We start from the raw sequence: 25592 nt of genomic DNA, 5'->3' as shown, positions 1-25592 counted from the left end.
ACTCCTTGCGCCAAACCGGTCTTCCCGCCCCCGGCTCGCCTTATGCTTTACTGAGATAAAGTGAACGCAGAGATTCGTAACCCACTCGCAACCGTTCTATGGCACGATATTGAACGAATGTATGCTATGCGCCCAAATCTTTTGGGCAGAGTGGGAGACAGTATGGTCAAGCTGTACGAGGACGGCATCTACCTGCGCGGCGGCAGCGAGGTTGTGCCTGCGGCCGAGGCTGCCGAGCGCGGTATTACGCAGACACCCGAGGATGCCAAGCGCGGCACCATCGCGTATTCGATCCTCCAGGCACACAATACGTCGGGCGACCCCGAGGCACTCAAGATTCGCTTCGATGCCATGGCGAGCCACGACATCACCTTTGTCGGCATCATCCAGACGGCGTGCGCTTCGGGCATGGAGCAGTTCCCGCTGCCTTACGTGCTCACCAACTGCCATAACTCGCTGTGCGCCGTGGGCGGCACCATCAATGAGGACGACCACGTCTTTGGCCTTTCCGCAGCCAAGAAGTACGGCGGCATCTTCGTTCCGCCGCACATCGCCGTCATCCACTCCTTTATGCGCGAGAACTTCGCCGGTTGCGGCAAGATGATCCTGGGTTCCGACTCGCACACCCGCTATGGTGCCCTGGGTACCATAGCCGTGGGCGAGGGCGGCGGCGAGTTGGCAAAGCAGCTGCTGCGCGACACCTACGATGTCGCCTATCCCGGCGTCGTGGCCATCTACCTCACGGGCGCCCCGCGCCCCGGCGTCGGCCCGCACGACGTGGCGCTCGCCATCATTCGCGCCGTCTTTGCCAAGGGCTACGTCAAGAACAATGTCATGGAGTTTGTGGGCCCGGGCATCGCGAGCATGACGACCGACTACCGCAACGGCGTTGACGTCATGACCACCGAGACCACCTGCCTGTCGAGCATCTGGGCCACCGACGAGGACACGCACGCGTTTTTGACCATGCACGGCCGCGGCGACGACTATCGCGAGCTCAAGCCCGCCGATGTCGCCTACTACGACGGTTGCGTCGAGGTCGACCTGTCGAGCATCAAGCCCATGATCGCACTGCCGTTCCATCCTTCCAACGGCTTTGAGATCGACGAGCTCAACGAGAACCTCGAGGACATCCTGCACGAGGTGGAGCTCGAGGCCGCCAAGATCGGCGAGGGCAAGACGCACTTTAGCCTGCTCGACAAGATCGTCGACGGCAAGCTGCACGTGCAGCAGGGCGTTATCGCCGGCTGCTCGGGCGGCAACTATGACTCCGTGGTCCAGGCTGCCCGCGTGCTCAAGGGCGCCAATACCGGCTGCGGCGAGTTCTCGCTGTCGGTCTATCCCACGAGCCAGCCCGTGGCGCTCGAACTTACACGCCGCGGCTACATCTACGACCTCATGGAGGCCGGCGCAATCGTGCGCACGGCATTCTGCGGCCCGTGCTTCGGCGCCGGCGACACGCCCGCCAACAACGGCCTTTCGATCCGTCACACCACGCGCAACTTCCCCAACCGCGAGGGTTCCAAGCCGGGTAATGGCCAGCTGAGCGCCGTGGCCCTGATGGACGCCCGCTCCATTGCGGCAACGGCTGCCAACGGCGGCGTCCTGACGCCGGCGACCGACCTGCCCGAGGACACTTGGGACGAGGCCTGCGAGTACACCTTTGACGACGCGCCGTACAAGAAGCGCGTGTACTGGGGCTTTGGCAAGGCGGAGCCTGCCGACGAGCTGGTCGAAGGCCCCAACATCAAGCCGTGGCCCGCGATGGAGCCGCTCGGCGACGACATCCTGCTCAAGGTTTGCTCCAAGATCATGGACCCGGTCACCACGACCGACGAGCTCATTCCCTCGGGCGAGACGAGCTCCTTCCGCTCCAACCCGCTGGGCCTGGCTGAGTTTACGCTGAGCCGCCGCGACCCGGCCTACGTGGGTCGCTCCAAGGAGGTCGACGCTGTGGAGAAGCGTCGCGTTGCCGGCGAGTCCGCGGGCGACCTGGCGGCGTTCGATGCCGAGCTTGCCGGTGTGTTTGAGGCGCTGGCCGGCGCGGGTGTCGCGGCCGATGCCAAGGCGACCGAGTTCGGTTCCATGATTTACGCCAAGAAGCCTGGTGACGGCAGCGCCCGCGAGCAGGCCGCGAGCTGCCAGCGCGTAATTGGCGGCCTGGCCAACATCGTCCACGAGTACGCCACCAAGCGCTATCGCTCCAACGTGATGAATTGGGGCATGGTGCCCTTCCAGATGGAGGCCGAGCCCAACTTTGAGGTGGGCGATTACGTCTTTGTGCCGGGTATCCGTGCCGCGCTCGATGGCGACCTGAAGGACATCGCCGCCTACGTGGTGCACGCCGATGGTGCGGTCGAGCAGATTGAGCTCTACATTGCCGATATGACGGCCGAGGAGCGTGCCATCGTCAAGGCCGGCTGCCTGATCAACTACAACAAGTTCAAGGCCGCTGCCGAGTAACGCACTTAATTGTCCGCCCGGGGCTTACCCTTTCCCGCTCGCTCACGCGCTTCGCGAGGGTCGCGTTCGGGAAAGGGTAAGCCCCGGGCTACATTTCTGCGTTCTCGTTGGGTCTTGAGGGACGCCAAAAATAGACTTGCTTGATGCCGCCCCTGTTATCGGGGCGGCCTCTTTTTGTCGAAAACCACCACAAAGGTGCCTGTCCCCTTTGTGGGGGTGGGGACGAGCTCGATGTTGTTGTGATCGTTGAGCGGCATGTTAATGGGCGTCCCTACAGGATTTCATCCAAGCCGGGAGTCTTGGTTGTTTTGGGGATGCCGAGTTTGGATGACGCGAAATCGTCAACATTGTCCTTAATTCCGTCTTTGGTGTAGACAGTGACTATATAGGTGCTGTGCCCAAATTCGCTCTTGTCGCGTATCGCCCAGGCCTGCCAGTAGGCAGCTCCGCCTCGCTCTCTGATTTTTCCAATGCGGCGGAGTTCTGTTCGCTTTAATTTCTGGTCGCTGTCGACGGTTCGGCCGACCTCATCGGTGAGCCCGCACTGTTCAAGCAGTTTGTCGAGGACTTGGTTCATGTGCCGCTCATCGGTGTTTGGAGCATAGTCGTAAGCGAGGGTGATGGAGTCGAGTGGCTGGTCGTCGATCAAATAATTCATCGTCTGAGGTTCAAGGCTGAAATGGGGGAAGCATCCGTCAATCGTTCCGAGCAGCGGTAACATTGACCGCCAAATTCCGGTGGGAATTCCATCTTCGTAGAACACGCCGCGACAGATAAAGGAGAGCGAGGTGGCACGCGAGCCGGCGTCGACCATTCCGCATAAATCGAAGGGCGAGGCGATGCCAAGGGAAAAGGGCGTGGCGACGATAAGGAAGAGCATCACGATGGGTATGGCGAGAATGGCGATGACGTTGCGACCGGTGGAATGAGACGGCTTCATATGCGCTCCTCGAGACAAAGATCTGTTGAGGATAGGCAGAAATGGATATGTTCAGAGAACAATTCAAGTTTAATCTCATGGCGCGAGATGGTCGACCGTTAGCGTCGAAAACCACCACAAAGGTGCCTGTCCCCTTTGTGGTGGTGAGGAGCGCGCGGCTTCTTTTGGTAATAATGCTGGCTGGCGATATCATTAGTGCAGGTAGCGAAGGTTTGCGTTGTGGGGTGTTTTGCCGTGAGCCGTTCTGCCCGTATTGGATTGATTGTCTTGGCGCTTGCGATCGCTGTGGTTGGCGCGGGCGCTGTCGGTATGGCATTTCTACCTGCTGCGGTGACGGAGCCGGTGGTCAAGCCTGTGACTCAATCTGTCGAACTTCTGACCGGCGACGACAAGCCCGAGACCATTGCCGTTGATTTTGATGAGCAGCCGGCTGTGCTGGGTATTAGCAATTATCCGCGTATTCAGCTTGGGGCCATGCGCTATACCACGGATACAAGCCTGATCGATAGGGCGTCCGAGCTACTCAAGGGCAAAACATTTAAGCGTTGGTACGGATATGCGTCCTATCGGGCAAAAGCGAACGACATGGTTGGCGGATGCCACTCTTCCATCGAGCTGGACACTGCAAACGGCGCAAAGTTATGTGATGTCTCGTACGATCCGGGCTACGAGGGCAATGAGGGTCCGGGCATCTACATCATGGACGGCGATGTCGCCTATGTCATGGAGGGCGACCAGACCGAGCTCAACGATTTTATGGGTCAGTGTATCCAAGATGCCTATAAACAGACCTGCTTGCCTGACCCGCAGACTGCACGCGATAGTGGGTCTGCCCGTACATGGCTGTTCGAGGATGAGATGCCCTGGACCGTCGAATCGGGAAGTACGGGTTCGGCGAAGGAGTAGAAACCGCGACCACCACAAAGGTGCCTGTCCTCTTTGTGGTGGTTTTCGGTCTGTCTCGATCTGTAACATCTTGGCCGCTAAAAGTGGGCCTGGTGTTACAGATTTAGATTTTTGATCTGGGTGTTTTCTGTTCGTCTCGATTTGTAACAGATAGAGCTCTATTTGCTGACTAGATGTTACAGATTTAGATAAACGGGTGCGCTGGTCATTTCATCTCGATCTGTAACATCTAGAGCCATAAACAGCCGCTAGATGTTACAGATTGAGATAGTAAGGGGACGAGGCCGTAGCGGGTGAGCGCACCTGCTCCCTATCCATCAATCACTCAGAAAATCTTATATATAGAGACTTAGATTTGTGTATAAGATCGCGTAAAGCTGGCAACAATACTTCTCGAACAACGTGAAGCCGCCCCGTAGGGCGGCCGCCCCAAGAGAGGTGATTCCATGAGAATCGATAAGCTAGCAATGACGTCGCGCGAGGCGCTGCAGACCGCCATGAGCACGGCTGCCGATGCACAGGCCGGCGCGGTGGAGCCGATCCACCTGCTGTCTGCCCTGCTCGGTGCCGGCGAGCGCAATATCTCCGTGATCATCGAGCGCATCGGTGCCGACCCGGCTCAGCTCGCACGCTCCACACAAGATGCCATCGACCATGCGCCCAAGGTGTCGGGCGAGGGTCAGCAGATGGGCCTGTCCAACGAGCTCGTTCGCGTGATCGAGAAGGCCGAGAAAAAGGCCACCAAGATGGGCGACAGCTTTGTGGTGACCGAGCATCTGCTGATGGCACTTGCCGAGGACAAGGGTGAGGCGGGTCGCGTGCTGCGTGACGCCGGCGTGACCAAGGAGCGCATCGAGCAAGTCTACGAGGAACTGCGCGGCGATGACCGCGTGACGTCTGCCGAGGACAAGACGCAGTTTGAGGCGTTGGAGCAGTACGGTCGCAACATCTGCGATCTGGCTCGCGCCGGCAAGCTCGACCCGGTCATCGGCCGTACCGACGAGATCCGTCGTACTATTCAGGTTCTGTCCCGCCGCACCAAGAACAACCCCGTGCTTATCGGCGAGCCGGGCGTCGGCAAGACGGCCATCGTCGAGGGCATTGCTCAGCGAATCGTGGCCGGCGACGTACCGAGCACCCTGCGCGACCGCGACCTCATCGAGCTCGACATGAGCGCGCTGGTCGCCGGCGCCAAGTACCGCGGTGAGTTCGAGGACCGCTTGAAGGCCGTGCTCAAGGAGGTACAGAAGTCCGAGGGCAAGGTCATCCTGTTCATCGATGAGCTCCACACCATCGTGGGCGCGGGTGCCACCGAGGGCTCCATGGACGCCGGCAACATCCTGAAGCCGGCGCTCGCTCGTGGCGACCTGCATGCGATCGGCGCGACTACGCTTGACGAATACCGCAAGTACATCGAGAAGGACGCGGCGCTCGCCCGTCGTTTCCAGACCGTGATGGTCTCCGAGCCTACCGTCGAGGACACCATCTCGATCCTGCGTGGCCTCAAGGAGAAGTACGAGATCTTCCACGGCGTGCATATCACCGATAGTGCGCTCGTGGCAGCTGCCGACCTCTCCGATCGCTACATCGCCGACCGCTTCCTGCCCGACAAGGCCATCGACCTGGTCGACGAGGCCGCAAGCCGCCTGCGCATGGAGCTCGACAGCATGCCGGTCGAGATCGACGCCACCACGCGTCAGCTTACCCAGCTGCAGATCGAGGAGCAGGCGCTCATGAAGGAGACCGATGACGCCTCCAAGGAGCGCCTGGAGGCCCTGCGCCAAGAGATCGCCGAGGTCCAGGAAAAGCTCAACGTGCAAAAGGCCGGCTGGCTCAACCAAAAGAACGCCATCGACCACGTGCAGGAGCTTAAGGGCCAGCTTGACGAGGCCAAGAGCGAAGAGGAGCGCGCGACTCGCAACGGCGACCTGGGCCGTGCGTCCGAGCTGCGCTACTCCGTGATTCCGGGCCTGCAACAGCAGATTCAGGATTCCGAGGCTGCGCTCGAGGCGCAAAAGCAGCAGGACGGCGAGGGTCTCAACGAGCAGGTGACTTCCGATGAGATCGCCGAGGTCGTGAGTGCCTGGACCGGCGTGCCCGTGTCCAAGATGATGCAGGGCGAGCTCGACAAGCTGAAGGGCTTGGAGGGCGAGCTGCATAAGCGCGTCATCGGCCAGGACGAGGCCGTCTCCGCTGTCGCCGCAGCCGTGCGCCGCAGCCGTGCGGGCCTCTCCGATCCGGACAAGCCCATCGGCAGCTTTTTCTTCCTGGGCCCCACCGGCGTAGGCAAGACCGAGCTCGCCAAGGCGCTGGCCGAGTGCCTGTTCGATGATGAGCGCGCGCTCGTGCGTATCGACATGTCCGAGTATATGGAGAAGTTCAGCGTTCAGCGTCTGATCGGTGCGCCTCCGGGATACGTGGGCTACGACGAGGGCGGCCAGCTCACCGAGGCCGTGCGCCGTCGTCCGTACTCCGTAATCTTGCTCGACGAGATGGAGAAGGCTCATCCGGATGTCTTCAACGTGCTGTTGCAGGTGCTTGATGACGGCCGTCTGACCGATGGCCAGGGTCGCCAGGTGTCCTTCAAGAACACGATTATCATCATGACGTCCAACGTGGGCTCCAAGCCCATCGCCGATCTGTCCGGTAAGGACGAGGAGGAGATGCGCCATCAGGTCGACGCCGCCATGGCTCAGACCTTCCGCCCCGAGTTCCTCAACCGTATCGACGATATCGTGGTGTTCCATCCGCTCGGCATGGCGCAGATCGAAAAGATCGTTGATATTCAGCTCGCCGACGTCCGCGCACGTCTGGCCAAGGAGCGCATGACGCTTGCCATCACCCCGGCGGCCAAGCAGATGCTCGCCGTGGGTGGCTTGGACCCCGTGTTCGGTGCCCGTCCGCTCAAGCGCCTGGTCCAGCGCGAGGTCGTGGACGCCATCGCCGCCGCCATCATCGACGGCACGGTGCGCGAGGGAGATCAGGTGACGGTCGATGTCGACAAGGACGGTGCTTTTACCGTCGTGTGCGACAACACGCCGGCGGCCACTTACGAGGTCCCCGACGCCGAGTAGGCTTTTGGGCATGCCTTAAAATCTACCAGCCGTCTCTAAACGCCAAGGGCGGCGGATCCAATGGGGTCCGCCGCCCTTTTTCGTGCGACAATCGATGATGCTGAACGGATGCGATGCAAGGAGCTATGCAGATGAAAGACGAGATCAAGACAAGCGCGCCGGCGACCGATGCCGCACCCAAGCCTGCGCCTAAGCCGGCACCCAAGCCGCGCGATCCCTACATCCGCGCCGAGAACGAGGACGACGACGGCTACGATCCCTACAGCGATCGCCGCCCCGAGCGCGAGCCAATGTTCGAAGCTGACCCCTGGCGTTAAGTAGCTAATTTGGGTGTCGCGGGCTGCTAGTCTTGGACCTTGATGCTCGGTAACAGCAAAACTTGATTTTCTATTAATCAAGTTGCACGTAATCTTGCTCTCTAGCTAATCAAGAATCGGTATAATTTTGATTAGCTAGAGAGCAAGATTGGAGAATCATGGCATTCAACGACTTGATCGCCCAGAAAATAAAGGACTTTGAACAGCAGGGGGTTCCACAGGTCTTTGAGCGAGACCTTGATCTGGGAAACCCACAGGAGCCAAAGCGCGACAACATCGTAAATGTGGTTGTGGGGGCCCGCCGTTGTGGAAAGACGTATCGCCTGTATCAGGAGATGCAGCGGCTTCGGGGCCGGGGCGTCGAGCTTGACCGGATGCTTTACTTTAATTTTGAGGACGAGCGCTTGCGCCCGTATGAGCCATCGCTGCTGGCGGACGTGCTCGACACGTTCTATGCGCTGCATCCTGCTGCTCGAACCGAGGGCGCTTACATTTTCTTTGACGAGATCCAGGAAATTCCCGAATGGGGTGCGTTTCTGCGGCGTGTAGTCGATACGGAGAAAGCGACCGTCTATGTGACGGGATCTTCTTCTAAGATGCTGTCCTCAGAACTTAAGAGCGAGTTCAGGGGTCGTTCTCTTATACGAGAGCTTTTTCCGTTGAGTTTTTCGGAATACGTTCGATATAAGACGGGGAGCGTTTTCGAGCCAGATGCGACCTTTTCCCCAAGCGATGCAGCGCTGCTTCGACATCATCTGATCGGATATCTTGAACGAGGGGGATTCATCGCGACGCTTGAGCAGACGCCCGCAGACGCGATTCAGCTGCTACAGGAATATGCTTCGCGAACGGTCGCTATGGACGTCGTTGAGCGTTACGACGTCAAGAACCCTCGCCTGGCATCGCTGTTCCTAACGCGGTGTATGGCATCTTCGGGACGAGAGCTGTCGGTGAACAAAGTGTACAACGAGTTCAAGAGCAGGCAGATACCCGTCAGTCGTAATTCGCTCAGCGACTTACTTGAGTATTATGAGGATGCCTACCTGCTGTTCTCCGTGCCGGAGTTCACGCGTTCACTGGCAAATAACATGCGGTCTGCGTCTAAGGTCTACGCTGTCGATCCCGCGATGTTTGGAGCATTCTCTCCCGCATCGGCATTGGACCAGGGCCAGAGGCTCGAGACCGCAGTGTTCAACGCGCTAAGAAGAAGGACTCCCGCGGTGAGGATCGGATCGGTCTGCCGCCTGCTGATCAAAGAGAAGAGCAAGAGCCATGAGGTGGACTTTGTGGCTGGGGATGCACTGCTCATGCAGGCTTACGGCCTGATTCAGGTAAGTGTGGATATGACAAGCGAGAAAACGCGCGAGCGCGAAATTGCCGCGCTCGATGCCGCGATGGCCCAGTTTGATCTTGGCGAGTCGGCAATCGTTACCATGGATGAGCAGGCCGATATTCCATGCAAACACGGCGTGGTACATGCTGTGCCCGCATGGAAGTGGCTCCTTTCCTAATCGTCTATGGATTTGCGAGGCCAGGACTCAGGTGTCATGGTCCGCTAGTCCTGGGCTTTGATGCTCGGCATCAGAATCTGGGCGAGGTAGTCGGTCTCGAGTTTGGTCGCGGCGTCGGCTTTGCCCTCTTTGCCGACCAGTACGTTCTTGATCTGGCTATAGGTGTAGCGGTTGCCGGTCGTAAGCTCGACAAGCTCAATGGCCGTGTCCATGGGGTAGGTTGACACGGGATTCTGCGTCCGTCCGTTGATGGTCTGGGGCACCACGTACGGATAGACGGGGCCGCTGGCGTAGACGGTATAACCGTTGCCTAGGTTGGCCGCACCCAAAACCGTATCGCCCTCATCGGGCGTAAAGCTCTCGCCCTCGCGCACCGCGACGAGCGTCACAATCGGCGTGTTCGTGTCGCCGGCAAGATAGATGCACAGCGTGCTGCCATTTTGCCAAGTCTCGACCTTGCCGTACCATTCGACGGGGATATCGAGCTGGTAGAGGTCGGTTGCCTTGTGACGGGCGTCGGCATCACGGGCGGACTGTGCCTCGCTTGCGCTTACGGCGTTGGCGGCGGCATCGCGGCGCGTAATTGCCGCCTGCTGGAGTATCTTTGCCGCGGCGGCAGAGCTCGCGCCGCCTTCTTCGGCATACTTGGCGGCGGCATCGATCTGGTCGTCAGTCACCGTGTCGGCCGAAGGCACCTTGAGCTTAAAGGTGGCCTGGGCACTCAAATCCTGCCCATCGCTCTTGATCGTGACCTGCGCCTTGGTGGTCGGCACGGTATAGACGGTACCGTCGGACGTGATGGGGGAGGCGGCGATGGAGAGCGTGTAGTCACCGGGTAGCAGTTTGATGCCACGGCCGTGCTCGTCAACATAGAGTGTTTCGCTCACGGAGGATCCGTCAGAATCCTGGCCACTCACTTGTACGGGAATCTTGGAGCCGGCGGAACAGTCGAGTCCCGCGGCATGTATGCCAATCTGCACCGACATCATCGTGTGGGCATTGGCGGCGGTGATGGCAGCCTGCTCTTGCCGGTATCCGTTCCAGGCTGCGTAGCCTGCGCCGCCGGCGACGAGCGCGACGGCCACAACGCCGGCAACCATCAGGTTGCGGCGCTTGGGCGACATCTTGCGATGACGAACCTCGGCTTCGCGTGCCGAAGGAACGGACGGTAGGGGAATATCGCCCATGGCGATGGTCTCGTCCACGACAGGAGCAGAACCTAGGCCGGGGAGCTCGCGGGTCAGCGAATCCTCGGTCGGTAAGCTGTCGAGCAAGATGGTTTCCTCGCTCGTATCGGATTCGGTCTGGTCGTCGGCCTCACATTCGGATTCCTCGTGCCCCGCCTCGTCTTCGGTGGGCGCGGCGCCATCGTCTTTTGCATCCTGATCATCGGGCTGCGCCTCGATTTCCGGCTCATCCTGCACATCAATGCTCGAATCGTCAAATGCAATCTCGGCCAGCGCGATCTGGTCTAGGCTCTCCAGGGCCTCGGCACACGCTTCTGCATCTTGGGCCGCGTCCTCTTGGCCTGTCGTCTCATCTTTCATATATCCCCCAAGCTCAATATCGGGACAACACTGTACCCAAAAACGGGACCCCATAGAGCCGCCGCATGATTTGAAATCCGATTTTATATATGCGCATGTTTTTGAATAGATGAATAGGGACGCAACGACAAAAGCCCCCGAAAAGCGAGCGAAACGCTTTCCGGGGGCTCTGCGAGACATTGGATTGAAAATCCTGGCGGGCGGGCCTATGCCCAAGCGCCAACAGCGACCAACATGTTACTCGGCGTGCGCGTAATCCACCTTGGCGCGGCGGGCGGTGGCCTTCTCCCAATCGCTGGTGCCCTCAAAGACATCCTGCTTGTAGGGATTGCGGCCGAGCTTCTTGGCGCGGTAGGCGATGTAGATGATCGCGGCGACGTTGGCGACCAGTGCGGCGATCGAGACCGCGGTAGCGGCGCCGGGGTCGAGCGTGGAGTGGGTCACAAAGATGGACTCCTCCTGGAAGTAGGGGAACACCTGGGCAAACATGCACCAAATGGCAAGCGTAAAGGCGCGATTCTGGATCCAGCCGCCCTTGTTCCAGATAAAGGCGGCGACGGTGGGCGCCAGCAGCAGCGCAAAGCCGCAGAACCAGGAGTGGGTGGGCAGGCAGTTGTAGGTGTAGCAGAAGTTCCAGATATCGTAGGCGATGATGTAGACCCAGGTCATGTCGGGCCACAGCATGTCGGTCTTGTCCTCGGAGGCGTAGACGCTCCACCAACCGGTCATGCAGAAGATGTTGATGATACCGGCGATGCCGTTGAACACGTTGTTCCAGCCGGCAAGCTGCGTAGCACCTTCGGAGGTGACCCAAGTGGACTGGCCCAGGACAAAGAAGTGATAGGCGCTCTCAAAGTCGGACACGACGGCGATCATGATGTTGATGGCGACGATCACAAACGGCCACGCGCGGAACCAGTGTGCCTTGCCGATCTTGCCCCACTGATACTTAATGGCGATGAAGCCCCAGCAACCGGCCAACGCCGCGTAGACCTTGGCGTAGTGGAACCAGCTGTTCTGGTACACATGGGTGGGGTTGGTGAGCGCCCACTCGGCGCCCTGCGAAACGCCGATGGCGATGGCGACGCAGTAGATGGTCATGGCCAGCGGAGCCACGCCAAAGATGATGGCCGCGCCCAGCTTGGTGCGGCGGCCGACCTCGTTGAGCACGATCAGGCCAATAAAGACCATGGCCCAGCCGGCCCAGTGGATAAGGGTATCGCTACCCCAAACATCGAACAGCATGCTGCTCTCCTTTCACACGCCCGCGGCCCCTCTTCCGATCGCGGGCAGTTTGGACAAATGTCGTCAGTTCTGGGGCTTGCGCTCCGGATACTTGGCGGTATAGCCCTCGATGTGGAGTGTCGAGGCGATGATTTCCTTGACCGTCTCGTCGGGCACATCGGGGTGCGTGCGGATATACATCAACAGTCCCATGATGAGGGTGTAGAACGTCTCGTAGACATGGTCGATGCGTAGCTCATGATGGGCGACAAAATCCACCACGGTGGTATCGCAGATATACTGCGCCACGCGCTGGACCACGTTGTGCAAAAAGCCGCCGTAGAGCGCGCCGCTGCTCGAGGTGAGCGTGCTCGGCAGCTCGTGGCCGCTGGCGACCAGGCGTTTAAAGAGCGGGGCGACGGTGTCGAGCGCGCCCTCGATATCACCAACGGTGCGGCCGGCATTCCACTGCTCGAGCTCGGAGATAAAACCGTCGATTGCCTCGTCCATGACGGCGGTGACGGCGGCGTCCATATCGGCAAAGTAGTGGTAGAACAATGAACGCGTGCAGCCGGCTCGCTTGGTCACGGCCGATACCGATAAGTGGGACACGCCCAGCTCGGAGCTTACGGTGCGCACGGCATCGAGGATCTCGCGACGGCGTTCGTCGCCCGTCAAGCGCTTTGCCGCGCTGTCGGGCGCGGGGACGGCGTCGGCCACAGAGGTATCTGCTGTGTTGTTGCCCATGTTTTGCCGCCTTTCGTCCGTTTGAGCCCGACCGTTCACCTAACAGTCTTGAATATTGTTGACGGTTCGTCAATACTGTTTTTGACACAATGTCAACAATGGCGGGTGAACGGCATGGGGGGCATGCCCGGCCTGCAAAAAAAGAGGGGCGCTGCGGCCTCGTCGGGCTGCGGCAAGAGAAGGGACAACCATGATTCTCAACGGACCGGGGATTAGCTACACCGAGCCCGATATCGGCGCGGAGTTCGTGCCGCCGCTGCCGGAGCATCCGCGCGAGGCCATTGTCAAGCTGTGTGAGCACTGCACCAACCGCCTGCTGCATCGCGACGAGCTGCTGGGCTACGAGTACTGGTCGTTTGCCGAGGCCGCAACCGACGAGCAGGCCGAAGTGCTCTGCAAGATGAAGATGCGCCGTCCCTATACGCTGCCCGAGATGGTCAAGCTCACCGGCATGCCCGAGGCCGATATCGAGAAGATGCTCGACGACATGAGCTACACGGGTCTGCTCGAGTACAACTGGGGAAATCCCGAGCGCGCCAAGCAGTGGGTGCTGCCCATGCTGGTGCCGGGTTCCGCCGAGTTCCTCAACATGCGCGTGAGCCAGCTCGAGGAGCACCCGGTCTATGCCAAGTTCTTTGAGCAGGCGTCCAAGGGACCGCTGTCCAAGGCCACGCCGATGGTGCCGCCCGGTGGTGCCGGCATCGGCATGCATGTCATTCCGGTTGAGAAGGCCATCGATGCCGCGAGCACGTCGGTGCCGATCGAGCATATCGAGCATTGGCTCGACAAATACGAGGGTAAGTATGCCGCCAGCACCTGCAGCTGCCGCGCGAGCCGTCGTGTGATGGGCGAGGGCTGCGCCGACGACCCCGCCGACTGGTGCATTGCCGTGGGCGATATGGCCGACTATGTGGTCGAGACCGACCGCGGCCACTATGTGACGCGCGAGGAGGTCTACGACATCTTGCGCCAGGCCGAGGACAACGGCTTTGTGCACCAGATCACCAACATCGACGGCGAGAACAAGATCTTCGCCATCTGTAACTGCAACGTCAACGTGTGCTACGCCCTGCGCACCTCGCAGCTGTTCAACACGCCCAACCTGTCGCGCTCGGCCTATGTCGCCAAGGTCGAGAAGGACAAGTGCGTAGCCTGCGGTCGCTGCGTTGAGGTGTGCCCGGCCGGTGCCGCCAAGCTCGGCCAGAAGCTCTGCAGCAAAAAGGCCGGCGGCAAGGTGCCCGAGTATCCGCGCCAGGAGCTGCCCGATGCCACCAAGTGGGACCACACCAAGTGGTCGCCCAACTACCGCAACGACAACCGCATCGAGACGCATGAGTCCGGCACGGCGCCCTGCAAGACGGCCTGCCCCGCGCACGTTGCCGTTCAGGGCTATCTGAAGCTCGCGGCGCAGGGCCGCTATGACGAGGCACTGGCACTCATCAAGCGCGAGAACCCGCTGCCCGCTATCTGCGGCCGTGTGTGCAACCGCCGCTGTGAGGATGCCTGCACCCGCGGTCGTGTGGACGCCGCCGTGGCTATCGACGAAGTCAAGAAGTTTATCGCCCAGCGCGATCTGGACGCTGCGACCCGCTACGTCCCGCCCGTGGTGACGCCGACGCGCGCTGGCGGCTTCGACCAGAAGATTGCCATCATCGGTGCCGGCCCGGCCGGTCTGTCCTGCGCTTTCTATCTTGCCGAGAAGGGCTACAAGCCCGTCGTGTTCGAGAAAAACGAGCGCCCGGGTGGCATGCTAACCTACGGCATTCCCAGCTTTAAGCTGCAGAAGGATGTTATCGAGGCCGAGGTCGAGATCATTCGCCTGATGGGTGCCGAGTTCCGCTATGGCGTGGAAGTCGGCCGTGACGTGACGCTCGATGAGCTGCGCACGCAGGGTTTTAAGGCCTTCTACGTGGCTATTGGCTGCCAGGGCGGCCGCCTTGCCGACATTCCGGGCGAGGACGCCGAGGGTGTGACCGTGGCCGTCGACTTTTTGCGCGAGGTCAACAGCGGCAAGATTGACGCGCTGCCCGGCCGCACCATCGTGGTGGGCGGCGGCAACGTGGCCATCGACGTTGCCCGCAACGCCTGCCGTCTGGGTTCCGAGCACGTTGAGATGTTCTGCCTGGAGAGCGAGGCACAGATGCCCGCCAGCGAGGAAGAGCGTCGCGAGGCCATCGAGGACGGCGCGCACATCAGCTGCGGTTGGGGTCCCAAGGAGGTCCACCTGGACGAGGCCGGTCGTGTGTGCGGTATCACCTTCAAGCGCTGCACGCGTGTCTTTGACGACGAAGGCCGTTTTGCGCCCGAGTACGACGAGAACGATCTACGCCGTGTCGATGCTGACCGTGTCGTCATGTCCATCGGCCAGTCCATCGTGTGGGGCGACCTGCTGGCTGGCTCCAAGGTGGAGCTTGGCCGTGGTCAGGGTGCCCTTGCCGATCCCCAGACCTACCAGACCGCCGAACCCGACATCTTTGTGGGTGGTGACGTCTACACCGGTCCCAGCTTCGCCATCGACGCTATCGCCGCCGGTCACGAGGCTGCGGTGTCCATCCACCGCTTTGTGCAGCCGGGCTCCACGCTCACCATCGGCCGCAACCAGCGCCGCTACGCCGCGCTCGACCGCGACGATGTCGTGATCGAGAGCTATGACAACGCGAGCCGTGAGGTTGCCCACGTGGACCACGAGCGCGAGAAGGCCGCGCCCTTCAGCGAGTACGTCGAGACCTTTACCGAAGAGCAGGTGCGCGCCGAGACCGCCCGTTGCCTTGGCTGCGGTGCCTCAATCGTCGACCCCAACAAGTGCATCGGCTGCGGCCTGTGCACCACCAAGTGCGCGTTCGATGCCATCCATCTGGATCGCGATCGCCCCGAGTGCTCCACGATGGTCAAATACGAGCAAAAGCTCCCGAGCCTTGGCAAGTATGCTTTAAAGCGTGCAATCAAAATCAAGTTCGGTCGTAAATAGGTAACCATGGCGGGTAAGGGGACGGCGCAGACTAGATTTCGCCGTCCCCTTGCTTTGAGTTTGCATCGCATCAACCGTTGTTGAAAGGTTTCTACCTTGCATGAATTGGGAATCGTTTATCACATTATTCGCGATGTTGAGAACGTGGCGCGCGCCAATGGCGTGCGTCGCGTTTCGAGCGTCACGCTGCTGCTGGGCGAGGTCTCGGGCGTCGTTCCCGACTTGCTGCTCGACGCTTGGCGCTGGGCGGCAGATAAAAAGTCCATCACGCAGGGCGCGGAGCTTATCGTGGAGCCCGTCGAGGCCGTGACGCATTGCGAGGCGTGCGGCCGCGACTATGCGACAGTCGAGCACGGCAAGACCTGCCCCCATTGCGGCAGTGGCGATACCTATTTGCTCCAGGGCCAAGAGGTCATGATCAAGCAGATCGAGACCCCCGACGAGGACCCGGCAGACGCTGCCCCCGACGGCCCCTCTGACGCCCCCGACGCCGTCGACGCCGCTAACCCTCTCCACATCGTCTAGCCCCTAGTCGTTGGGGACGTTCTTGTTTGACTAGTCGTTTAAGAACGTCCCCAACGACTACTTGCGCTAGAGCATAAGTTATACAATTAGTCAAGTTATGTCTGTTTAAACAAAATAGCGGCACGCAGGCGCATTGGGATTAACCTAAAAGCGGCGTTAATGAACAGCGTGTCTGTATATATCTGTGGAAGTAATTGGGAAATCACGTTTTAGTAGGCAATGAGCTGTAAATCAGCAACGTAATCAATTTGTAACAAACTTAGACGTTTAAACAAATAATGCAACCGTTTGCGAATTTAGCTATAAATCCACAAGGCGAACAGGTATACTCCATTATTGTCGTGTAGGAAATACGTAGACAAAAAGGAGGTTATGTGATGGTAAGTATTGTTCTTGCTAGCCATGGTGACTTGGCGGCTGGAATCAAGCAGACGGGCTCGATGGTCTTTGGCGATCAGCCGTCTGTAGCCGTGGTCTCGCTCGAGCCGAGCATGGGCCCCGACGACTTCCGTGCCAAGGTCGAGGAAGCAGTCGCTTCCTTCGAGGACCAGGAGCAGGTGCTCTTCCTCGTTGATCTGTGGGGCGGCACGCCCTTCAACCAGATCAGCGGTCTCATCGAGGGCCATGATTCCTGGGCTATCGTCACCGGTGTCAACCTGCCTATGCTCATCGAGGCATATTCGCAGCGCTTTGACGCAAAGAACACTGCACATGCGATCGCAAAACATCTCGTGACTGAGGCTAAGGCCGGCGTGCGCGTCAAGCCCGAGTCTCTGGAGCCCGAGGAGAAGAAGCCGGCTGCGGCCGCCGCTGCTCCTGCAGGCGCCATCCCTCCGGGAACGGTCATCGGCGACGGGCACATCAAGATCGCCCACGTCCGTATCGACACCCGTCTGCTTCATGGTCAGGTGGCCACCACGTGGACCAAGCAGATCAACCCCAACCGCATCATCGTGGTTTCCGACGGCGTTGCTCACGACGAGCTCCGCAAGACCATGATCGAGCAGGCTGCCCCTCCGGGAGTTCATGCCAACGTCGTGCCCATCAAGAAGATGGCCGAGGTCGTCAAGGACACGCGCTTTGGTGACACCAAGGCGCTGCTGCTGTTTGAGAACCCGCAGGATCTGCTCAGGGCCATCGAGGCCGGCGTCGACATCAAGGAAGCCAACATCGGTTCCATGGCCCACTCCAAGGGCAAGGTCGTCGTCACCAACGCTGTCGCTATGGGCGATGACGATGTCAAGACCATCGAGGCTCTCAAGGCCAAGGGCGTCAAGTTCGAGGTCCGCAAGGTTCCTTCGGATTCCTCCGAGGATCTCGACGCCATGTTGAAGAAAGCAAAGGCCGAACTGGCCGCTCAAGCATAGTAAAGGAGGGTCCGATACATGTCTGCAATCACTATTCTGCTTGTTGCGATTGTCGCGTTGCTTGCCGGTATGGAAGGCATTCTGGATGAGTTCCAGTTCCATCAGCCGCTCGTGGCATGCACGCTTATCGGTCTCGTAACCGGTCACCTTCAGGAGGGCATCCTCCTGGGCGGTTCGCTCCAGATGATGGCCCTTGGCTGGGCTAACGTCGGCGCCGCCGTCGCGCCTGACGCCGCTCTGGCCTCGGTCGCTTCTTCGATCATCATGGTGCTCGCCCTCAACGGTGGCGCCACCGATTCGGCCAAGGCCGTTACCGCCGCCATCGCCGTCGCCGTCCCGCTGTCGGTCGCTGGTCTGTTCCTGACCATGATCTGCCGTACCCTGGCTACCGCTATGGTTCACGGCATGGACGCCTGCGCCGAGAAGGGCGACTTCGCCGGCATCGAGCGTTGGCAGTACGCCGGCATCCTCATGCAGGGTGTTCGTATCGCCATCCCGGCAGTACTTCTGTGCATCATCCCGGCCGAGGCTGTTACCAACGCGCTTAACGCTATGCCCGATTGGCTGTCCGGCGGCATGGCTGTCGGCGGCGGCATGGTCGCTTCCGTCGGTTACGCCATGGTCATCAACATGATGGCCACCAAGGAGACCTGGCCGTTCTTCATCCTCGGCTTTGTCCTTGCTGCCATCCCTCAGCTCACGCTGATCGCCCTTGGCCTCATCGGCATCTCCCTTGCCCTCATCTACCTTGGCCTTAAGGATCTGGCCAAGCAGGGTGGCGGCATGGGCGGTGGCTCCGGTGACCCGCTCGGCGACATTCTGAACGATTACGAGTAGGAGGGGAGTGATACATATGGCAGAGAACAAGATTCAGCTCACCAAGGCTGACCGTAAGAAGGTTTGCTTCCGTCATCAGTTCCTTCAGGGCTCGTGGAACTACGAGCGTATGCAGAACGGCGGCTGGTGCTTCGCAATGATCCCTGCGATCAAGAAGCTCTACACCAGCAAGGATGACCAGATTGCCGCTCTTAAGCGCCACCTGGAGTTCTATAACACCCACCCCTATGTTTCCGCCCCCGTCATTGGCGTTACCCTCGCCCTCGAGGAGGAGCGCGCCAACGGTGCTCCGATTGACGACGTCGCCATTCAGGGCGTCAAGGTCGGTATGATGGGCCCGCTCGCCGGCGTCGGCGACCCCGCCTTCTGGTTCACCCTTCGCCCGATTCTGGGTGCACTGGGCGCTTCCCTGGCCCTGTCCGGCAGCATCGCCGGTCCGCTGCTGTTCTTCTTCGCGTGGAACATCATCCGTTACGCCTTCCTGTGGTACACGCAGGAGTTTGGCTACAAGGTCGGCTCCTCCATCGCCAAGGACCTCTCCGGCGGTCTGATGGGCAAGGTCACCGAGGGTGCTTCCATCCTGGGTATGTTCATCATCGGCGCCCTGGTCGAGCGCTGGGTGTCCATCTCCTTCACCCCGGTCGTCTCCAAGGTCACGCAGTCCGCTGGCGCCTATATCGACTGGGCCAACCTGCCCGCCGGTTCTGAGGGCATCAAGCAGGCATTGACGATGTACAGCTCTGTCGGTGCCAACGCACTCGACCCGGTGAAGGTCACCACGCTTCAGGCCAACCTCGATCAGCTCATCCCCGGCCTTGCCGCCGTGTGCCTGACCCTTCTGGTCTGCAAGCTCCTCAAGAAGAAGGTCAGCCCGATCGTCATCATCCTGGCTCTCTTCGCCGTCGGCATCATCGGTCGCGTCTGCGGCTTCATGTAAGCACGCTTCGGCTTAAGACCGAGAGTTGCTAGGCAAGGGCTTTTGAGCCATTGAAACGGACCGCACCCGGTGGGTACACTGGATGCGGTCCGATTGTTTTTATTGGAGGGCGAGGCGCGTATGGCGCAATCTCAGAACAGCACGGTCGATCTGGCAACGCCGGCAACCTGCCTGATGGGGCTTACCAGTCACGGTAACGTGATGGTGGGCAATAAGGCGTTTGAGTACTATAACGAGCGTAATCCCGAGGATTATATCCAAATCCCGTGGGACGAGGTCGACTATATTGCCGCCGAGGTTTTGCGCGGCACCAAGAAGATTACGCGTTTTGCCATCTTCACCAAGGACAACGGTCACTTTACGTTTTCGACGCGCGACGACAAAGAGACGTTGCGCGCGGTCCGCAAGTACGTCGACGAGGATAAGCTCGTGCGTTCGCCTGACTTTATCGATGTGACGGCTAAGGGCGCCAAGAGCATCCCCTCCGTTATCAAAAACCTCTTCCACAAAGGCAACTAGCCATTAAAGAGCGCCCCCCTAAAGTGGGACGCGGTTTCCCATGAGGCTCGATCGGGAAAGTGCATCCCGGTTCGAGTGCCGATTGCGGGATGTAGTTTCCGGAACGGGCCCGTTTGGGAAACCGTGTCCCGTTTCGAGTCGAAATTCTGGGACACAGTTTCCCAGCGAGGTCCCATGGGGAAAGTCTGACCCAGAATTTGCCTGGATAGTGGGACGCACTTTCCGGAGGGCTGTTCCACCGCAACTTCGAAGAGTGGGTATACGCTGCATTACAGCGGCGTAAATCTGCTACACTAATACAACATGCCTCCGTAGCTCAGGGGATAGAGCACCGCTCTCCTAAAGCGGGTGTCGACGGTTCGAATCCGCCCGGGGGCACCAGAAAAATCGCAGGTCAGGAGTTAATTTTGCTTCTGACCTGTTCTGGTTTTAGGGTTAAGAACTGCTTTTGTTTGTAAATCTGGTAAGTAAATAATTTAACTTACCGAGTTTTCCACTGAAAACAGGAAATCACCATTTTGGGGATAAAAAGTTTTCAACAGCCGTTAGTCGGTTCCATTTTGGTGAAGCGCTTCCTCAATTTGGGTAAAAAATTTCACCATTTTGATGATTCGGCTGCTTTGAGTTTTTGATAAAAACGCCTGTTCAGAAGCTTGCGCAATACCCATTTTGGTGAAACCAATTAATAGAGAAATATACTATAAAGATATAGGGACGGCGATGCCGTCCTCTTCGCTCGCGAAGCTCGCTGCGCGGCCACGTACCGTGTCCTTGCCGCCGGCTACGCCGCCGATTTATTCGCTCACTTCGTTCGCTGATTGATGGACTAATCCGATTTATCACTGACACCAGTCATAAGTGCAGCAATTGATATGTTGAATCCATTGGCAATTTTAGAGAGGTTAGAAAGACTGACATTTCTTCGTCCGACCTCAATGCTCGCGTAGTAGGAACGATCCATCTCAATCAAATTGGCGAACTGCTCCTGGCTGTACCCGAGTCCAGCGCGGAGCTCTTTGCATCTCATGCCGAATGATTTCTGAAGCGTCTTCGTATCCATGACAAAAAGAGTCATGGATTGTTGTATTTATGCCAACGGACTATATACAACAATCCCTGTTAAGGCGCATAATTACCTTTATTGGAAAGAGTTCTGATGCCTAGTCGGACATGGCATGGAAAAGGAATGGAATAGCAATGACTCAGGGAAAGCACTTTGCTGCCGGTGGCGATCACTTCGCCGCACTGCCAAGCAAAAAGATTCATACTCCGAAGGGGATCGCGCGTCTGACCGTCACCGCGGCGACCATGGCCGCCATGACCGGATCGAGCCTCATCTCACCGTTCACGGCATTCGCCCAGACCGGTGACGGGGGCACGCAGCACCCAGCCGTGATGTCGCCGATTGCCGCTCACGCCGGCGCGGCATCCGGTACCGGCGCGAAATCCGCCGCACAGACCATCGCGGACCTGCAGAAGGCAGTCGACGAGGCGAAGGCGAAGGAGGACGCCGCCAGGGCATCCTACGATGAGGCCGCCGGTCCCTACAACGAGGCGGCTTCCGCCCGCGACCAGGCCAAGGCATCCTACGATTCGGCAGTCAGCGCCGGCACGGCAGCCGACCGAGCGGCAATGGACGAGTACGCCCGTCAGGTCGCAGAGGGCAAGGACGCCGCCGATGCCGCCGGCAAGGACCTCGAGCAGGCGAAGGCGGGTCTCGCAGACGCCAAGGCGGATGCGTCCGAGAAGGACGAAGCGTACCAGTCCGCCATCAAGGCGGCCCAGGACGCTCAGGACGCCCTCGATAAAGCCAAGGCCGATGCCGTAGGCGCCACCCCGGAGGCTATCCGTGCCGCCGAGCAGGCCGTGCACGACGCCACGGATGCCGTGAGCAGGGCACAGGCCGAACTCGACAACGCCAACGCGACGCTTGCCGATGCCCAGTCCAAGCTGGTTGCGGCCCAGTCTGCAAAGGATTCCGCCGATTCCGTCCTCGCCGCAGCCCAGCAGAACAAGGACACGGCGGATGCGAAGGCCGCAGCCGCCAGCGCCGCCTACGAGAAGGCGAAAGCAGACCTCGCCGCAGCGGAGGCAGGCGCCAGCGGTCCGGAGTACGATGCCGCGAAGCAGAAGGTCGCAGACGCAGAGGCAGCCCTCGCCGCCGCACGAGAGGCACAGTCCCAGTGCGAGTCCGAGCTCGAGCAGGCGCAGTCCGCTGCGGCAACGGCGCAGACTGACCTGAATGATGCCCAGGTGTCCCTCTCCGTAAAGCAGCAGGCCGCAGCCGATGCCGAATCCGGTGTGAACGCCGCCCAGTCCGCTCTCGATGCCGCGAACGCCGACCTCGATGCGGCCAAGCAGGCGAATGCCGACGCCGTCGCCAAGCTGGACGCCGCGAAGCAGGCTGTCAAGGACGCCGAGTCCGCCAAGGCAGCCGCCGACGTAGAGCTCGCGAACGCCAAGGCCGCAAAGGATACCGCAGACGCCGCCGTGACCGCCGCGCAGCAGAAGGTCGACGAGGCACAGGCGAAACTCGATTCCGCCGACGCGCAGCTCAAGCAGGGAGCCATCGGCTTTTTCCGTGCCATGGGTGCCGAAGATGCAGCCAACATCATCCTGAACGCCAAATATGCCGGAAAGACCGAAGTCGGCAACTCCAAGGACGCCACGTCTCTTGACAATATGCTCAATGCGATCAGGTGGATGAAGTCCGTCAACGACTACCGCAAGTCGGTCGGCCTGTCCGAGCTCCATGTCACCTACAAGCTCATCGCCGGTGCGATCGCAGATGCCAACTACAGCGACACCGTGCTCGATCATGCCCGTCAATATGATTTTGCCGAAAACCTGGCATGGAATTACGGAATCGATCCGAGTGGGCAGTGGATCGAGCAGGAGAAGGGCTTTTTCGACAAGGCAACGGAGGCCCTTTATGGAGTCACCGGTCTTGTCGGCAAGGATGCCTATGATTTCTATGCAAAGAACGGTGTCGCAATCAACCATTGGATTGCAGACAACTGCCACTGGGAGAACGGCAGTAGCGGCACCGTCGGCCATTACATGAACATCATCAATCCCGAACTCGCCGTTATGGGAATGGCAACCTGCACCAAGGGCACCATGTCCGGGCTTCAGACGCAGTGCTACACCGCAGAGATCTCCGGCTGGTCCGGCTCCGGTTGGAACATGAATCCCATGTCCGTCGACGAGTACGAGCAGAAGCTGACCTCCTATATCAACGGCCTCAAGAACGCCAAGAGCGCACTCGACGCAGCCAAGACCAATCTCGCATCCAAGAAGCAGGCAGCCGCCGGCGCCGCCGCAACCGTTCAGCAGAAGCAGGTCGCAGCGGATTCCGCACAGGCAGACGTCGATGCCGCGAAGCAGGGCGTCGCGGATGCCCAGCGTGCCGTCGATGCCGCCAATGCTGATGTCGCCGCCAAGCAACAGGGCGTCACGGATGTCCAGACCGAGCTTGATGCGGCGAAATCGGACCTCGATGCCGCCAACGCGGCAGTCGATACGGCAAAGTCGACCGTCCAGCAGAAGCAGGTCGACTTTGATGCTGCCAACGCAGCCGTAACGACCGCACAGACCAAGCTGGATTCCGCCAAGGCGAACACCGTATCCAAGCAGCAGGGCGTCACGGATGCGAACGCCGATCTCGCGAAGTTCTTCCAGGACGTCGCCGATGCCAAGAAGGTGCTCGATACCGCAAAGAGCGCCCATGACGCGGCGGCAGCCGACCAGGCCGAGAAGGCGGCGGTCCTCGCAGCCGCCAAGCAAAAGGCGGATACCACCGCAAGCGCCCTCGCGGATGCCCAGCGTGCCGTCGATGCCGCAAAGGCCGACACCGGCGTTGCCGCCGACAGGCTTACCGGCTCCCAGACTGATCTCGAGGACGCACAGTCGAACCTCGACATCCTCACCGGCCTTGCCGCGAAGCTCGCAGAGGCACAGCAGCGCGAGCAGGATGCAGTAAAGGCCGTCAATGACACCAAGGCCGCGCTCGATGCCGCGAAGGCGGATGCCATCGCCGCCGAGTCCCTGGTCTCCGCCGCCGAACAGGCAAAGGCGCAGGCAGACGCCAAGCTGTCGAAGCTGAACTCCATCGATGCCGGCGCGGCGATCGCTTCCGGCCATGATGTGAACGCGGATGACGCCCTCAACGCGCTTTTCGCCGCAGCAGTCGAGGCACGTGCCAAGGTCGCGCCCGCAAAGGCAATCCTGGACGAGAAGCAGGCCGCGGTGGACGGGCTCCAGTCCGGCTATGATACGGCACTCGCCGCCTACGAGCAGGCGAAGTCCGACCGCATCGCGGCGGAGCAGAAGCTTTCCGATGAGATCGCACGACAGGAGGCAGAGGAGGCGGCAAAGCAGCAGGCGGCATACACCCCGAAGCACCTCGCCGGCACGGATACCGCCCAGCCCGGCAGCCTCGCCCAGACCGGTGACCGCGCGGGACTCATCGGCGAGACGTTCGCCATCGGCGGTACCGTCCTCGTGGCAGCCGGCGTCTTCCTCGACCGGAAGAAGCGCCGCGAGCAGATGTAAAAGCGAGTCGGGCGTTGGATATCGGCTGGTGTCCAACGCCCGGTTTCATGGGCAGGGAGATCGGTGTGAGAACAAGGTCTATTATCGTTGCGCTTCTGGTGTGCCTTTCGGCACCTCAACTTGGATGTGCCAGCGTTGCAAAGCAAGGAAGCGGCTCTACGGAAAGGGCCGCCACAGCGGTAAAGAATAAAGACAAAAAGAAGCCAAGCGAAGAAAAGGCGACGCAAACCTCTGGAGCCAAGACCGAGGAGAAGAAAGAATCCGACGACAAGGACCAGAAGTCCGATGACTCCAAGAAGGAGGATAACAAGTCTTCCGATTCCTCGAAGTCGGACAACAAGGGCGATTCCTCCCAGTCCAAGCAGAATTCCGGCAATTCGCAGAGTTCCGGCAGCAACAATTCCTCTTCCAACGGCGGCAGCCAGAAGAAGTGGGTTGCCGAGCAGGGCCACTGGGAGACAGATTACAGCCAGGTCTGGGTGCCGAATGTGGTTTATACGCGCCATGAACGTTGGATCTGCAGTGCATGCCACGCAGCATTTGGATCTGCAGCCGAAATGGACGCTCACGCTCACGCTACTTTTGGCGATGCGCAGCATCCTAACGGCGGTTCTGCAATCAATGATTCGTATACCACCTCTGAGGACCAAGGACATTATGAACAGCAGGCTACGGGACAACATTGGGTTGTCGACGTCGCCGGTCACTGGGAGTAATGTACATCGTTCCTCTCCTCTTACATTTGGTAAATGTTTATTTATTTGTGGGCGGCCGGTTCGGCCGCCTTTTTTAGACGCCCAGTCTGGGAGCAAACGATAGGAAAGCAATCAAACGAGAGACCGTTCCAAAAGAATCCGGCGGTGCCGGATGCTTCGGGCAAAACCTTCCGCAAATCGGTAAGGTCTTCCATCAACTTGCTCCAGCCCTCGCCCGGATTCCGCTGCGCGGTAATGCAAACACTCGGCATCCCTCGCATTCGCATTACCGCTCCGCTCTCGCTACAGCGAATCTCTAACACTCAGCATCCTTCGCGTTAAAAATTCGCTTCCGCTCACGGTCTTCGCTGACACTACGACACCGCGAAGCCTTTCGCTCGAAACGAGGCCTCTCATTTCGTGTCTACGCTACGCTCCGCCCAATCGCCGTAGCAGGCGAT

Annotated in this window: 18 protein-coding genes and 1 tRNA gene; 14 read left to right on the top strand and 5 right to left on the bottom strand. The window is 59.8% G+C overall.

The features are described 5' to 3' along the window. Positions 1 to 162: 162 nt before the first annotated feature. Positions 163 to 2463 (top strand): hydratase, encoded by a 2301-nt coding sequence (locus tag DXA43_RS05865; protein ID WP_117806536.1) that lies wholly within the window; start codon positions 163 to 165, stop codon positions 2461 to 2463. Between the two features lie 271 nt (positions 2464 to 2734). On the opposite strand, the gene DXA43_RS05860 is transcribed toward DXA43_RS05865, so the two are convergent. Continuing rightward, positions 2735 to 3403 (bottom strand): hypothetical protein, encoded by a 669-nt coding sequence (locus tag DXA43_RS05860; protein ID WP_117806535.1) that lies wholly within the window; start codon positions 3401 to 3403, stop codon positions 2735 to 2737. Positions 3404 to 3637: 234 nt separating this feature from the next. On the opposite strand from DXA43_RS05860, the gene DXA43_RS05855 reads away from it, so the two are divergent. From DXA43_RS05855 to DXA43_RS05840, 4 genes are all read left to right on the top strand, one after another. Continuing rightward, positions 3638 to 4309: a hypothetical protein gene (locus DXA43_RS05855; protein ID WP_147344729.1), complete on the top strand. Its 672-nt coding sequence runs from the start codon at positions 3638 to 3640 to the stop codon at positions 4307 to 4309. 446 nt (positions 4310 to 4755) lie between these two features. Next, entirely contained in the window at positions 4756 to 7383 is a 2628-nt protein-coding gene (gene clpB, locus DXA43_RS05850; RefSeq protein ID WP_117806533.1) for an ATP-dependent chaperone ClpB, read from the top strand. Between the two features lie 131 nt (positions 7384 to 7514). Further along, positions 7515 to 7700 (top strand): hypothetical protein, encoded by a 186-nt coding sequence (locus tag DXA43_RS05845; RefSeq protein ID WP_233502909.1) that lies wholly within the window; start codon positions 7515 to 7517, stop codon positions 7698 to 7700. A gap of 158 nt (positions 7701 to 7858) precedes the next feature. Further along, positions 7859 to 9211: an ATP-binding protein gene (locus DXA43_RS05840; protein WP_117806532.1), complete on the top strand. Its 1353-nt coding sequence runs from the start codon at positions 7859 to 7861 to the stop codon at positions 9209 to 9211. A 44-nt stretch (positions 9212 to 9255) separates the two neighbouring features. On the opposite strand, the gene DXA43_RS05835 is transcribed toward DXA43_RS05840, so the two are convergent. The 3 genes from DXA43_RS05835 to DXA43_RS05825 form a co-directional block, all read right to left on the bottom strand. Further along, positions 9256 to 10758 (bottom strand): hypothetical protein, encoded by a 1503-nt coding sequence (locus DXA43_RS05835; RefSeq protein ID WP_117806531.1) that lies wholly within the window; start codon positions 10756 to 10758, stop codon positions 9256 to 9258. A gap of 237 nt (positions 10759 to 10995) precedes the next feature. Beyond that, entirely contained in the window at positions 10996 to 12003 is a 1008-nt protein-coding gene (locus DXA43_RS05830) for a DUF5692 family protein (RefSeq protein WP_117806530.1), read from the bottom strand. Positions 12004 to 12066: 63 nt separating this feature from the next. Then, on the bottom strand, positions 12067 to 12729 hold the full coding sequence (locus DXA43_RS05825) for a TetR/AcrR family transcriptional regulator (RefSeq protein WP_117806529.1): 663 nt from the start codon (positions 12727 to 12729) through the stop codon (positions 12067 to 12069). Between the two features lie 190 nt (positions 12730 to 12919). Here DXA43_RS05825 and DXA43_RS05820 point away from each other — a divergent pair, with 190 nt between their 5' ends. The 7 genes from DXA43_RS05820 (at position 12920) to DXA43_RS05790 (ending at position 20263) form a co-directional block, all read left to right on the top strand. Continuing rightward, positions 12920 to 15697, top strand: a complete 2778-nt coding sequence (locus tag DXA43_RS05820) for an FAD-dependent oxidoreductase (RefSeq protein ID WP_199580535.1) — start codon at positions 12920 to 12922, stop codon at positions 15695 to 15697. 96 nt (positions 15698 to 15793) lie between these two features. Beyond that, positions 15794 to 16222, top strand: coding sequence for a hydrogenase maturation nickel metallochaperone HypA (locus DXA43_RS05815; RefSeq protein WP_117637935.1), 429 nt, complete (start codon positions 15794 to 15796; stop codon positions 16220 to 16222). 377 nt (positions 16223 to 16599) lie between these two features. Next, entirely contained in the window at positions 16600 to 17589 is a 990-nt protein-coding gene (locus tag DXA43_RS05810) for a PTS sugar transporter subunit IIB (protein WP_117806528.1), read from the top strand. Positions 17590 to 17607: 18 nt separating this feature from the next. Then, a complete protein-coding gene (locus tag DXA43_RS05805; protein ID WP_089573274.1) occupies positions 17608 to 18426 on the top strand; it encodes a PTS mannose/fructose/sorbose transporter subunit IIC in 819 nt (272 codons plus the stop codon). Positions 18427 to 18442: 16 nt separating this feature from the next. Then, positions 18443 to 19363: a PTS system mannose/fructose/sorbose family transporter subunit IID gene (locus DXA43_RS05800; protein ID WP_117564942.1), complete on the top strand. Its 921-nt coding sequence runs from the start codon at positions 18443 to 18445 to the stop codon at positions 19361 to 19363. A 120-nt stretch (positions 19364 to 19483) separates the two neighbouring features. Next, complete coding sequence (locus tag DXA43_RS05795) at positions 19484 to 19882, top strand: DUF956 family protein (protein ID WP_006235193.1); 399 nt, start codon at positions 19484 to 19486, stop codon at positions 19880 to 19882. 305 nt (positions 19883 to 20187) lie between these two features. Beyond that, positions 20188 to 20263 (top strand) — tRNA-Arg (locus DXA43_RS05790). Between the two features lie 445 nt (positions 20264 to 20708). Here DXA43_RS05790 and DXA43_RS05785 read toward each other — a convergent pair. Then, positions 20709 to 20909, bottom strand: coding sequence for a helix-turn-helix domain-containing protein (locus DXA43_RS05785; RefSeq protein ID WP_233505692.1), 201 nt, complete (start codon positions 20907 to 20909; stop codon positions 20709 to 20711). Between the two features lie 170 nt (positions 20910 to 21079). Here DXA43_RS05785 and DXA43_RS05780 point away from each other — a divergent pair, with 170 nt between their 5' ends. Both DXA43_RS05780 and DXA43_RS05775 read left to right on the top strand, forming a co-directional pair. Then, on the top strand, positions 21080 to 24436 hold the full coding sequence (locus DXA43_RS05780; protein ID WP_117806527.1) for a hypothetical protein: 3357 nt from the start codon (positions 21080 to 21082) through the stop codon (positions 24434 to 24436). 65 nt (positions 24437 to 24501) lie between these two features. Further along, positions 24502 to 25152: a hypothetical protein gene (locus DXA43_RS05775; RefSeq protein ID WP_233540028.1), complete on the top strand. Its 651-nt coding sequence runs from the start codon at positions 24502 to 24504 to the stop codon at positions 25150 to 25152. Positions 25153 to 25592: the final 440 nt, after the last annotated feature.

Origin of the sequence: Collinsella sp. OF02-10 (assembly GCF_003463445.1) — a bacterium.
Classification (GTDB): Bacteria; Actinomycetota; Coriobacteriia; order Coriobacteriales; family Coriobacteriaceae; genus Collinsella.
This window is presented reverse-complemented; position numbering and strand designations above follow the sequence as displayed.